Consider the following 12,198-nt stretch of genomic DNA (forward strand, 5'->3'; position numbering starts at 1 on the left):
CCGCCCCGCGTCGGCAGCGCTCACGCACGGACCTTGAACAGCAGCACCGCCCGCTCCGGCACCCGCACCCTCGCCCCGCCGACGTGCACCGTCCCCGGCGCCCGGGTCTGGTCCTCCCGTGAGGTGTCGACCACCAGCTCGTACGCCTCCGCCCACGGCGGCCCCGGCAGTACGAAGTCCACCGGCCGGTCCGCCGCGTGCAGGACCGTCAGGAAACTGTCGTCCGTGATCTTCTCCCCGCGCGCGTCCCGCCCCGGGATGTCCCGCCCCGACAGGAAGAGCCCGAGCGTCGACGCCGGCGCGTACCAGTCCTGCTCCGTCATCTCCGCGCCGTGCGGGGTGAACCACGCCAGGTCCCGCAGCCCGTCGGCCGTCTGCGGCCGGCCGGAGAAGAAGGCGCGGCGGCGCAGCACGGGATGGGCGTTGCGCAGGGCGAGCAGCCGGACGGTGAGCTGGTGGAGCCCGCGCGTGTCCGGCCGCTCCAGCAGCGACCAGTCGAGCCAGCTCACCTCGTTGTCCTGGCAGTACGCGTTGTTGTTGCCGCCCTGCGTACGGCCCATCTCGTCGCCCGCCACCAGCATCGGTACCCCGGTCGACAGCAGGAGCGTGGTGAGCAGATTGCGCTGCTGGCGCCGCCGCAGGGCGTTGACCTCGGCGTCGTCCGTCTCGCCCTCCACCCCGCAGTTCCAGGCGCGGTTGTCGTTCGTCCCGTCCCGATTGTCCTCGCCGTTGGCCTCGTTGTACTTCTGCTCGTACGAGACCAGGTCGCGCAGCGTGAATCCGTCGTGCGCGGTGACGAAGTTGACGGAGGCGTACGGCCGCCGCCCGCCCCAGGCGTACAGATCGCTCGACCCGGACAGCCGGTAGCCGAGGTCCCGGACATCCGGCAGGGCGCCGCGCCAGAAGTCCCGTACGGCGTCGCGGTAGCGGTCGTTCCACTCCGTCCAGAGCGGCGGGAACGCCCCCACCTGATAGCCGCCGTCGCCCACGTCCCACGGCTCGGCGATCAGCTTCACCCGGCGCAGCACCGGGTCCTGGGCGATCACGGCGAGGAACGGCGAGAGCATGTCGACGTCGTGCATGGAGCGGGCCAGCGCCGCCGCCAGATCGAAGCGGAAGCCGTCGACACCCATCTCGGTGACCCAGTAGCGCAGCGAATCGGTGATCAGCCGCAGCACATGGGGCTGGACCACATGGAGGGTGTTCCCACAGCCGGTGTAGTCGGTGTACCGGCGGGCGTCGGCCGGGAGACGGTAGTAACCGCGGTTGTCGATCCCGCGCAGGGAGAGGGTCGGGCCCAGCTCCCCGGCCTCGGCTGTGTGGTTGTAGACCACATCGAGGATGACCTCGATCCCCGCCGCGTGCAGGGCGCGCACCATCTGCTTGAACTCCTCGACCTGCTGTCCCCGGGTGCCGCCCGCCGCGTAGCCGGCGTGCGGCGCGAAGTAGCCGAGGGAGTTGTAGCCCCAGTAGTTGTGCAGCCCCCGCCGCAGCAGATGGTCCTCGTGCGCGAACTGGTGCACCGGGAGCAGCTCGACCGCCGTCACCCCGAGCCGCCGCAGATGGCCGATCGCCGCCGGGTGCGCGAGGCCCGCGTACGTGCCGCGCAGCTGCTCCGGGATCCCCGGATGGAGCTTGGTGAAGCCCCGCACATGCAGTTCGTAGATGACCGAGTCGGCCCAGGGCGTCTTGGGCCGCCGGTCGTCGGCCCATTCGTCGTCGGGCGCGTCGTCGTGGACGACGACCCCCTTGGGGACGTACGGAGCCGAGTCCCGGTCGTCACGCACGGTGTCCGCGACCTGACGCTGCGGCCAGTCACGCACATGGCCGTAGACCTCGGGCGGCAGCCGGAAGTCCCCGTCGATCGCACGGGCGTACGGATCGAGCAGCAGCTTCGCCGGATTCCAGCGGGCGCCCGTCCAGGGATCCCAGCGGCCGTGCACCCGGAAGCCGTACCGCTGCCCCGGCTGGACGTCCGGCACGAAGCCGTGCCAGATCTGATGCGTCAGCTCGGTCAGCGACAGCCGGGTCTCGGCGCCGTTGTCGTCGAACAGACACACCTGGACCGCCTCGGCGCCGCCCGCCCAGAGAGCGAAATTGGTCCCCGCCACCCCGTCGGGGCCGACCCGGTAGCGGGCCCCCAGCGGGGTCGGCGCCCCCGGCCACACGGGGAGCCTGACAGCGCCGGGCTCCCGGCGGCGGCCGTTGCCCGCGGCCGAGGGGAGTGCGCCGGTCCGTCTGTTCCGTACCATTCGCCGCCCTTCCTCGGCCGTCCCCTCCGCCGCTTCCCGCGCCGCCTCCTCCACCGCCTGCTGCACTGCCCGCTGCTCGGCTGCGCTCGCCACCGTCCGGCCTCCCGCGGCTCGTCGGCCTCGCGGATCGGTGCGCACGGCGTCCCGGCCGTGGCTCTCCTCGCGTGGTCCTTCCCCGTGTTCTTCCCGCAAGAGGGGCCGCCTTCACGTTTCCCCGGGAGGGGGGTGGTCGTTGGGCGGGCGTGAGACACGTACTGAAGCGGACAGGGACGGGCATCGCCGCGGCCCTGACATGGGCAGGACTGATGGCAGGGCTGGCCGGACTGGCGGGATGCACCGGCGGGGACGACTCCGGGGACACCGGGAAAAAGTCGTTCACGAAGGGCACGTCACGCGCTCCGGGGGACACGATCCGGATCACCCCGGACAACGGCGCGAAGGGAATCGGCCTGACTGACCGAATCGAGGTGAAGGTGCCCGACGGACGACTGGAGCGGGTCACGGTGATGCAGATCGAGGACGCGCAACCCACCGAGCTGCTGGGACAGATCTCCAAGGACGGCCGCTCCTGGACACCGGCGCGCGGCGCGCGGGTCACGCTGGCCGCCAAATACACGATCGACGCGGTGGCCGTGGACGCGCAGGGCCGCCGCTCGGCCCGCCACACCACCTTCATGACGGCCGTCCCCAAGGACCGGTTCATCGGCTACTTCGCTCCGGAGAACCGCGCCACCGTCGGCACCGGCATGATCGTCTCCTTCGACTTCAACCGGCAGATCCAGGACCGCGCCGCCGTCGAGCGTGCCATCAAGGTCACCTCGGTGCCGCGGGTGGAGGTCGCGGGACACTGGTTCGGCGACAAGCGTCTCGACCTCCGGCCGGAGGCGTACTGGAAGCCGGGCACCAAGGTCACGATCGAGGTGGGACTGCGGGACGTCGAGGCGGCTCCGGGGGTGTTCGGCATCCAGCGGAAGACCGTCCGCTTCACGGTCGGCCGCTCCCAGGTCTCCCTGGTCGACGCCGCCGCGCACACCATGGAGGTACGGCAGGACGGCGAGCTGGTCTCGACGCTGCCGATCACCGCGGGCGCCCCGGAGAACACCACGTACAACGGGAAGATGGTGGTCTCGGAGCTGTACGACGTCACCCGCATGGACGGCAGGACGGTCGGCTTCGGCGGGGAGTACGACATCCCGGACGTGCCGCACGCGGTACGGCTGACCACCTCGGGGACCTTCCTGCACGGCAACTACTGGGCGTCGGCGGACACGTTCGGCACGGCGAACGTCAGCCACGGCTGTGTCGGGCTGCGTGACATCAAGGGCGGCGGATCGGACACCCCGGCCGGCTGGTTCTTCGAACGGACCCTGGTCGGTGACGTGGTGGAAGTCGTCAACTCCCTCGACCGTACGGTCTCCCCGGACAACGGCCTCAGCGGCTGGAACCTGGACTGGCCGACATGGAAGGCCGGTTCGGCCGTGAGCTGAGCTGTTCCGGACTCCTCCGATCCCCTCGCGCCGCCCCGCGCGGCCCGTATGACCTGCACCGTCACGTCCCTGTTGGGACGGAATGGTGACATGCGCGAGATCTCCGCAACGCCCCTGGTGTGATTATCTTTTGCCGTGCGCGTGGACTCAACGCGTGGGAGTGCGGGCCGTGGCGGGGCCAGGCCGCGCGAGGGGAGACGACCATAGTGAACGGGCTGCCGATATCGGGGACATCGGCCGGGTCGGGCCGGGGGCCGCAGGGCCGGGGACCGGTACGACGGAGGGGACGCGGGGGGACGGGGCCGCTGGCCCTGATGCTGGGGGCGCTGCTCCTGGCCGTCACCGCGTGTGGCGGCGGGGGCGGGGACTCCGGCGCCGGGAGCGGTGACAAGAACGGCGGCAAGGGCGCGGCGAAGGTCGAGAACGCCGCCTCCGTGGCGGTCGTGACGATCGCACCGAAGGACGGGGCGAAGGGGGTCGCCACCACCGGCGCCCTCAAGGTCTCCGCGGCCAAGGGCAAGCTGACCACGGTCACGGTCAAGGACGACAAGGGCAGCCCGGTCGAGGGCAAGCTGGCCGCCGACGGCGCCAGTTGGGAGCCGCTGCAGCATCTGGCCGGTGCCACCAAGTACAAGGTGCACGCCATCGCCAAGGACGACGAAGGACGGGAGTCCGCCAAGGACATCGCCTTCACCACGCTCGTCCCGCAGAACACCTTCATCGGCCAGTACACGCCGGAGGACGGTTCGACCGTCGGTGTCGGTATGCCGGTCTCGATCAACTTCACCCGGGGCATCACCGAGCCCGAGGCCGTGGAGAAGGCGATCACGGTCACGGCCGAGCCGGCCGTGCCGATCGAGGGCCACTGGTTCGGCAACGACCGGCTCGACTTCCGGCCCGAGCAGTACTGGGCGGCGGGCACGAAGGTGACCGTCAAGCTCAACCTGGACGGCGTCGAGGGCCGCCCCGGGGTGTACGGCAAGCAGGCCAAGTCAATGTCCTTCACCGTCGGCCGCAGCCAGGTCTCCACCGTCGACGCGAGCGCCCACACGATGAAGGTCGTGCGGGACGGCAAGCAGATCAAGAACATCCCGATCACCGCGGGCGCCCCGTCGACCACCACGTACAACGGTCAGATGGTCATCAGTGAGAAGTACGAGGTGACCCGCATGAACGGCGCGACGGTCGGCTTCGGCGGTGAGTACGACATCAAGGACGTGCCGCACGCGATGCGCCTGTCCACCTCGGGCACCTTCGTCCACGGCAACTACTGGGCGCCCCCGAGCACCTTCGGCTCGGCGAACGTCAGCCACGGCTGTGTGGGCCTGCGGGACATCCGCGGCGGCGGCGACAACGGCTCCCAGTCGGCCTGGTTCTTCAACTCCTCGATCATCGGCGACGTGGTGATCGTGAAGAACTCCAAGGACAAGCAGATCGCCCCGGACAACGGCCTGAACGGCTGGAACATGTCCTGGGCGGAGTGGACCGAGTAACACCTGACCGACCGACGGACGGACCCGGCGCACAGTGATCGAGTGCGCCGGGTCCTTCTGCGTTAGCGACGGTTAACCTCGTCCATATGGCAACCGTGAACCTCGAAGTCTCCGGCGGCGTCGGTACGATCCGGCTCGACCGCCCCCCGATGAACGCTCTGGACACCTCCATCCAGGACCAGCTGCGCGAGCTGGCCGAGGAGGCGGGCCGGCGTGACGACGTACGCTCCGTGATCCTGTACGGCGGCGAGAAGGTCTTCGCGGCCGGCGCCGACATCAAGGAGATGCGGGGCGTCGACCACGCGGGGATGGTCGTACGCTCCCGGGCGCTCCAGGAGTCGTTCACCGCCGTGGCCCGTATCCCCAAGCCCGTCGTCGCGGCGGTCACCGGATACGCGCTGGGCGGCGGCTGCGAGTTGGCCCTCTGCGCCGACTTCCGGATCGCCGGGGACAACGCCAAGCTGGGCCAGCCCGAAATCCTGCTGGGACTGATCCCGGGCGCCGGCGGCACCCAGCGGCTCGCCCGGCTGATCGGTCCTTCCCGGGCCAAGGACCTCATCTTCACGGGCCGTCAGGTGAAGGCGGACGAGGCGCTGGCGATCGGCCTGGTCGACCGGGTGGTCCCGGCGGCGGAGGTGTACGAGCAGGCGCACGCCTGGGCCGCGAAGCTGGCCAAGGGCCCCGCGCTCGCGCTGCGGGCCGCCAAGGAGTCGGTGGACGCCGGTCTGGAGACGGACCTGGAGACCGGACTCGCCATCGAGCGCACCTGGTTCGCGGGTCTGTTCGCCACCGAGGACCGGGAGCGCGGCATGCGCTCCTTCGTGGAGGACGGTCCCGGCAAGGCCGAATTCCTCTGATGGCAACCCCTGTTGGCCGGAGGGACCGCCGCGTCAACCTGGCGCACGGCCTGACACAACCTTAAGAGAACCTTAAGATAATCGCCGTGATCGCTCTTGGCGATCATCCGAACGCGGAACGTTATCGCAGGTCAAGTGGGAGACCGGGCAGGCATACTGCCAGAGTCATATGCCATTCACGCCCCCCGGAATGACCCGTTCCGGGGGGCTGATTACTCCGGAACGGCCCCGGAGGGCGCGCGCGGCGGCCATGATGGTGCCCATGGCGGGCCTGGAGGGTGTGGAGCAACCGCGGCAGCGCGCTAACGCGGCCGCTGCGCGGTGGACGCCGTCCGTCGAAGAGGACGAGCAGGCGCTCAGAGCGGTGGAACTGTTCGGCGATCCGACGGATGAGGAAGTCCAGCTGCCCTCCCGCCCCGAATCCGCCTTGGCCGCCCGCCGGATCACCCAGTGCGTGGTGCTGCGTCAGTGGGCGCTCTCGCCGCAGACCGCGGAGTACGCGGTCCTGCTCGTCTCGGAACTCGTCGGAAACGCCGTACGGCACACCGGGGCGCGGGTCTTCGGGTTACGGATGCTGCGCCGCCGCGGCTGGATCAGGATCGAGGTGCGCGACCCCAGTCGCGGGCTGCCGTGTCTGATGCCGGTGCGTGAGATGGACACCAGCGGCCGTGGGCTCTACCTCGTCGACCGGCTCTCCGACCGGTGGGGCGTGGATCTGCTGCCGCGCGGCAAGACGACCTGGTTCGAGATGCGGGTCACCGACCGTCAGGCGCCGTGAGTCTCCCCGGCGTTCGACGCACAGAAGCCCCCGGGCGGCCGGGGTGCGGCACCGAGGGGCTTCTGTGAGGCGCCGTGGATGAGGGGGTGTATCCACGGCTGGTGTGCGGCGACCTGGCCCGGGTCAATGGAGGTCGTTTCTTCGACTATGACAGACGGGTGGGTGTGAAGCCAAAGTTTTCCAGAGGAATCCTCGGTGAACTGCGCCACTCGCCTGGTAATTATTGAGTGAATGGAAGGTTCCGGGGATGATTCATTGATCAATTCGGTGGCAGGGCTCGCCTGAGGGGCGACCCGCAAAGTCCCCGGACCGGGTCAATCGTCACCTTTCGCCCTTCTCCCCCCTTAAATGGGGGCGTGAATCCGATCGACCGTCGCAATGCTCTGCGCGCAGCAGTCGGCGCGGCCGTCACAGGCGCCCTCGCCACCGGCTGTACGGACGGCGCTCCCGCCGCGCCCGTTCCCGCAGCGTCGTCCGTACCGCCCCGCGGCCCCACCCCCAGTGGGGCACGGCCCGGCGCCCGTACCGCTCCCGCCCCCCGGCGGTTCCCCGGGCAGCCCGCCGAGATCGTGAGCGGGCCGCGCGGCGCCGCCCGGGTCGCGCTCACCTTCCACGGCCAGGGCGACCCCGCCACCGCCACCGCCGTGCTGGCCGAGGCGGAACGCGCCGGGGCCCGCATCACGGTCCTCGCCGTGGGCGGCTGGCTCGACGAGAACCCGGCCCTCGCCCGCCGGATCCTCGACGGCGGCCACGATCTCGGCAACCACACGCTGCACCACACCGACATCTCCACGATGGACGAGGCGGAGGCGTACGCGGAGATCACCGGTTGTGCTCAGCGGCTGCGGCGTCTCACCGGCTCCATCGGCACCTGGTTCCGGCCCTCCCGGACCCAGCACGCCACCCCGCTCGTCCAGCGGCTGGCGCAGCGGGCCGGCTACCCGCACGTCCTCTCGTACGACGTCGACTCGCTCGACTTCACCTCGCCCGGCGCCGCGGCCGTCACCAGTACCGTCACCGGACAGATCCGTAACGGATCGGTGGTGAGTCTGCACTTCGGCTACGCGGACACGGTCGCCGCGCTGCCCGCCCTCCTCGACGCACTGAAACGCCGCGGCCTGCGCGCGGTGACGACCACGGAGCTGCTGACCTGATGTACCGGATGCTTCCCCTCACCACACGGACCACCGCCCTGCTGGCGACCGCCGCCCTCGCCCTGCTCGCGGGCTGCGGTGGGCCCGACACCGCGCGGACCGGGACGACCGCCACCACGGCCGCCGCGCGGCCCGTCGTCTCCAAACCGGCCCCGCCGCCCGGGCTGCCGGGCATGCCGCCGGTGCGGAACCCCAAGGACATCTACGCCGCGGACCGGCCCGGCATGATGTCGCCCGTCGTGAAGGGCTTCCTCAACCGGGTGTACGTCCCCAACACCAACTCCGACACGGTCTCGGTCATCGACCCGAAGACGTACAAAGTCATCGAGACCATCCCGGTCGACACACAGCCGCAGCACGTCGTGCCCTCCTGGGATCTGAAGACCCTCTGGGTCAACAACAACCGCGGCCATACGCTCACCCCGATCGACCCCGCCACGGGCAAGGCCGGCGAGCCGGTCGACGTACACGACCCGTACAACCTCTACTTCACGCCCAACGGCAAGTACGCGATCGTCATGGCCTCACTCGACCGTGAGCTGGTCTTCCGCGACCCGCACACCATGCGGGTGGTGAAGACCGAGCCCGTCACCTGCGCGGGCGTCAACCACGCCGACTTCTCCGCGGACGGCCGCTACTTCATCGTCTCCTGCGAGTTCTCCGGCGAACTCCTCAAGGTCGACACGGAGCGGATGAAGGTCATCGGCCAGCAGAAACTGCCCTTCGACGGCGCCATGCCGCAGGACGTGAAGATCTCGCCCGACGGCAAGACGTTCTATGTCGCCGACATGATGGCCCACGGCGTATGGGTGCTGGACGGCAAGAAGTTCACCACGCCCAAGCTGCTGCTCACCGGCAAGGGCACCCACGGCCTCTACATCAGCCGCGACTCCAGGGAGATGTACATCCCCAACCGGGGTGAGGGCTCCATCTCCGTCTTCGACTTCGCGCAGAACCGGCTGACCAAGAAGTGGCAGCTGCCGAACGGCGGCAGCCCCGACATGGGCGGGGTCTCGGCGGACGGCAAGGTCCTCTGGCTGTCCGGGCGTTACAACGCCGAGGTGTACGCGATCGACACCCGCACCGGCGCACTGCTGGCCCGGATCCCGGTCGGCAGCGGTCCGCACGGACTCGCGGTCTATCCGCAGCCCGGCCGCTACTCGCTGGGGCACACGGGAATCTTCCGCTGACGCGGGCCCTGATGTCGGCGCTGTTGCCGGCGCTCCGATGTTGCCCCCGGCCTGCCCGTTGGCGGGCTGGCCGGGGGCAACATCAGCGGCTGACACGCCCCCGTTCGGGTGACGGTCCACGGCCCGCCGCCGTACAGCCGGGAGGGTGCTCCTCATGATCACCTCTCGCTTGCGGCGGCGGGCCGCGGCCGTCGCCCTGTCCGTCGCCGCCCTCCTGGTCCCGGTCTCCGCCACCGAGGCCGCGCCCGCGGCCCCCGTGGCGGTGGCCGCCCCCAAGGCCGCCGAACGCTGTCCCGTCGTCACCGACCCGCTGTCCGCCGCGGCGGACCGCAGGGCCGACGTGGCCCGGATCACCCCGACGCCCTCCTGGCGCACCAACTGCCGGCAGCTCTACCGCGCCGACAGCCGTGCGCCCGAGATCGTCTTCAAGGAGGGGTTCCACCCCAAGGCCACGCTGGACGGCCAGTACGACATCGAGAAGTACGTCCTGGTGAACCAGCCCTCGCCGTACGTCTCCACCACGTACGACCACGATCTGTACAAGCAGTGGTACAAGAGCGGCTACAACTACTACGTCGACGCCCCCGGCGGCGTCGACGTCAACAAGACGATCGGGAACACCCACAAGTGGGCCGACCAGGAAGAGGTCGCCTTCCCCGGCGGTATCGCCCGCCGGTACATCGTCGGTGTCTGCCCGGTCGACAAGCAGAAGAAGACCGAGATCATGTCGCAGTGCGTGGACAACCCCTACTACGAGCCCTGGCGCGGCTGACCCTCCGTCGGCCCGTCCCGGCCCCATGATCCGCCAAGGCCCCGGGCTGCCGCCGTACGGGTGAGCGGCAGCGGATAATCTGACCCCGTCAATACGGCACCACGAAGGGGCGGAAACAGTGGCGGACATCGACGACGCGCGCAAGGCGTTCGACCGGTTCGACGCGAACGGCGACGGGCTCATCACGGCGGCGGAGTACAAGAGCGCGATGGCGCAGCTCGGTGACTTCAATGTGACGGAGACCGTGGCCCAGGCCGTCATCAACGCCCACGACGCGAACAGCGACGGGCTGCTGACCTTCGACGAGTTCTGGGCCGCGCGCAAGGGCGAATAGGACAAGCCGCGCGCCCCTCTTTTTTAAGGGCTCGGTTCGCCTCCGGGGCGCTTTATGCCGGTGTCGACGGTCGACCGTGCTCGGCCACCCCTCTTTTTTTGGGGCTCGGTTCGCCTCCGGGGCGCTCTATGCCCCTGTCGACGGTCGATCGTGCTCGGCCCCTCGTTCCTCGGGGCCTGTGCGCGTTCTCCCTTTCGACAGCGGCGCGCCCCTTTGGCTCACTCGCCGGCGGTCGTGGAGACGGGGGCGCGTTCTTCCCTTCGACAGCGGCGCGCCCCTTTGGCTCACTCGCCGGGGGGCGCGCCGCTGGCCGGGGGCCATACACCATTCGCTACGTCGCGTTGGCGCGTGGCGCGCGGGGTGGCGATGATCAAACGGTGATATCTCCGGGTCCGTACACCGATGACACGTCCAGCTCCGCCGGCCGCAGGACCGCCCTGACGGCGGGACTGATAGCCGGGGGCGCCCTGTTCGCCGTGCTCGTCGCGCTGCTCGGCGTGGGCATCGCCGGACGCGGCACCGGAGAGCTGCGAATACCCGACGCGGGCGCCACCACCGCACTGCGCGTGGCCGTCTTCGCCGCTCTCGCGTTGCACCTCGGCGAGCTGGCCGCCCGCCGGCTCGTCCGTACCGGCTCCGCGCCGCGCAGCTGGACGCTCACCGCCGCGCTCGCAGGGGCGCTCGCCTCGGCCGGGCAGATCGTGCTGCTGGCGGACATCAGCGGCCTCGACATCACCACGGTGTACGGCACCGTGCAGGGCCGTCTGCTGCTCGTCATGGCCAACGGCTTTCTGCTGGCCGCCGGTTGCGCCGCGCTGGGGCGCCCCTTCTGGGCCCTGGCGCCACTGGCCGTCGTCATCGGCGCCGAGGCGCTCCGGGCGCACCCCGAGCAGCACACCCCGCTGCTGGGCGCCGGGCTCACCGTCGTCCATCTGACCGCGGCCTCACTGTGGACCGGCGGTCTGCTGTACGTGCTGCGCACGATGTGGCTGCGCCGGGGCGAGCCCGCCGAGGCCAGGGCGGTGCTGGCCCGCTACGCCCGGCTCGCCGGCTGGCTCGTCGCCGCGCTCGCCGCCACCGGCACGGTCTCCACCCTGCGCAGGCTCCCCGCGGACGTCGTGTTCCACACGGCGTACGGCCGCGTGCTGATCACGAAACTGGCGCTGGTCGCGGTCGCCTGCGGGCTGGCCGTGGCGGCCAGACGCCGGCTGTACGGCGGGCGGGACGCCGGCCGCCCCGCCCGCGCCGAGCTGACCGTCCTGGCGCTGGTCGTCCTGGTCTCGGCGATTCTGACGGTGGTGCCCGACCCGCACTGGGTCAGCACCCAGTGATCCCCGCCGGACAGAACCTGGTTGGACCCACCCGGATCAAGGAGGAGCGCTCATGGCATTCGACGTGATCGTGGAAATCCCGCAGGGGTCACGCAACAAGTACGAGATGGACCACGAGGCGGGGCGGATCCGGCTGGACCGGACGCTGTTCACCGCCACCCGCTACCCGGCCGACTACGGCTATGTCGAGCACACGCTCGGCCGGGACGGCGACCCTCTCGATGCCCTGGTCCTGGTCGGCGAACGGACCTTTCCCGGCTGCACGATCAGCTGCCGTGCGATCGGCATGTTCATGATGAGCGATGAGAAGGGGCCGGACGAGAAGGTCCTGTGCGTCCCCGCCGGTGACCCCCGCCACGCGGGCATGCAGGACATCACCGATGTCTCCGAGTTCGACCTGCTGGAGATCACCCACTTCTTCGAGGTCTACAAGGACCTGGAGCCGGGCAAATCCGTGGAGGGCTCCCACTGGGAGGGCCGCGATCAGGCCTACGCCGAGATCGACGCCTCCCGGGCCCGAGCCGTCGCGCACGGGCGTACCGGGTGACCG

Annotated in this window: 11 protein-coding genes; 10 read left to right on the top strand and 1 reads right to left on the bottom strand. The window is 70.3% G+C overall.

What is annotated here, in order from left to right; translation table 11 throughout:
• Positions 1 to 20: 20 nt before the first annotated feature.
• The gene (gene glgX, locus ACFVWW_RS15025) at positions 21 to 2,345 is read right to left on the bottom strand and encodes a glycogen debranching protein GlgX (RefSeq protein WP_386878232.1); all 2,325 of its coding nucleotides are present in this window, start codon (positions 2,343 to 2,345) and stop codon (positions 21 to 23) included.
• A 149-nt stretch (positions 2,346 to 2,494) separates the two neighbouring features.
• Here glgX and ACFVWW_RS15030 point away from each other — a divergent pair, with 149 nt between their 5' ends.
• The 10 genes from ACFVWW_RS15030 (at position 2,495) to ACFVWW_RS15075 (ending at position 12,195) form a co-directional block, all read left to right on the top strand.
• The gene (locus ACFVWW_RS15030) at positions 2,495 to 3,739 is read left to right on the top strand and encodes an Ig-like domain-containing protein (RefSeq protein WP_384181600.1); all 1,245 of its coding nucleotides are present in this window, start codon (positions 2,495 to 2,497) and stop codon (positions 3,737 to 3,739) included.
• Positions 3,740 to 3,945: 206 nt separating this feature from the next.
• The gene (locus tag ACFVWW_RS15035; protein ID WP_384181602.1) at positions 3,946 to 5,232 is read left to right on the top strand and encodes an Ig-like domain-containing protein; all 1,287 of its coding nucleotides are present in this window, start codon (positions 3,946 to 3,948) and stop codon (positions 5,230 to 5,232) included.
• Positions 5,233 to 5,318: 86 nt separating this feature from the next.
• Complete coding sequence (locus tag ACFVWW_RS15040) at positions 5,319 to 6,089, top strand: enoyl-CoA hydratase/isomerase family protein (RefSeq protein ID WP_384181604.1); 771 nt, start codon at positions 5,319 to 5,321, stop codon at positions 6,087 to 6,089.
• Positions 6,090 to 6,339: 250 nt separating this feature from the next.
• Positions 6,340 to 6,867 (top strand): ATP-binding protein, encoded by a 528-nt coding sequence (locus ACFVWW_RS15045; protein WP_384181761.1) that lies wholly within the window; start codon positions 6,340 to 6,342, stop codon positions 6,865 to 6,867.
• A 356-nt stretch (positions 6,868 to 7,223) separates the two neighbouring features.
• Positions 7,224 to 8,021: a polysaccharide deacetylase family protein gene (locus tag ACFVWW_RS15050; RefSeq protein WP_384181606.1), complete on the top strand. Its 798-nt coding sequence runs from the start codon at positions 7,224 to 7,226 to the stop codon at positions 8,019 to 8,021.
• Between the two features lie 8 nt (positions 8,022 to 8,029).
• On the top strand, positions 8,030 to 9,211 hold the full coding sequence (locus tag ACFVWW_RS15055; RefSeq protein WP_384181762.1) for a hypothetical protein: 1,182 nt from the start codon (positions 8,030 to 8,032) through the stop codon (positions 9,209 to 9,211).
• A gap of 154 nt (positions 9,212 to 9,365) precedes the next feature.
• Entirely contained in the window at positions 9,366 to 9,983 is a 618-nt protein-coding gene (locus ACFVWW_RS15060; RefSeq protein ID WP_384181608.1) for an ADP-ribosyltransferase, read from the top strand.
• A 118-nt stretch (positions 9,984 to 10,101) separates the two neighbouring features.
• Positions 10,102 to 10,317: an EF-hand domain-containing protein gene (locus ACFVWW_RS15065; protein WP_384181610.1), complete on the top strand. Its 216-nt coding sequence runs from the start codon at positions 10,102 to 10,104 to the stop codon at positions 10,315 to 10,317.
• 377 nt (positions 10,318 to 10,694) lie between these two features.
• On the top strand, positions 10,695 to 11,648 hold the full coding sequence (locus ACFVWW_RS15070) for a CopD family protein (RefSeq protein ID WP_386878233.1): 954 nt from the start codon (positions 10,695 to 10,697) through the stop codon (positions 11,646 to 11,648).
• A gap of 52 nt (positions 11,649 to 11,700) precedes the next feature.
• Entirely contained in the window at positions 11,701 to 12,195 is a 495-nt protein-coding gene (locus ACFVWW_RS15075) for an inorganic diphosphatase (RefSeq protein ID WP_384189421.1), read from the top strand.
• The last annotated feature ends 3 nt before the right edge of the window (positions 12,196 to 12,198 follow it).

It is taken from the genome of Streptomyces sp. NPDC058198, assembly GCF_042882605.1.
Taxonomy (GTDB): domain Bacteria; phylum Actinomycetota; class Actinomycetes; order Streptomycetales; family Streptomycetaceae; genus Streptomyces.

Excerpts from the sequence above, each read along its gene's own strand:
- ACFVWW_RS15040 (WP_384181604.1), top strand. The coding sequence starts at position 5,319 with ATGGCAACCGTGAACCTCGAAGTCTCCGGCGGCGTCGGTACGATCCGG.
- ACFVWW_RS15045 (WP_384181761.1), top strand. The coding sequence starts at position 6,340 with ATGATGGTGCCCATGGCGGGCCTGGAGGGTGTGGAGCAACCGCGGCAG.
- ACFVWW_RS15055 (WP_384181762.1), top strand. The coding sequence starts at position 8,030 with ATGCTTCCCCTCACCACACGGACCACCGCCCTGCTGGCGACCGCCGCC.
- ACFVWW_RS15060 (WP_384181608.1), top strand. The coding sequence starts at position 9,366 with ATGATCACCTCTCGCTTGCGGCGGCGGGCCGCGGCCGTCGCCCTGTCC.
- ACFVWW_RS15075 (WP_384189421.1), top strand. The coding sequence starts at position 11,701 with ATGGCATTCGACGTGATCGTGGAAATCCCGCAGGGGTCACGCAACAAG.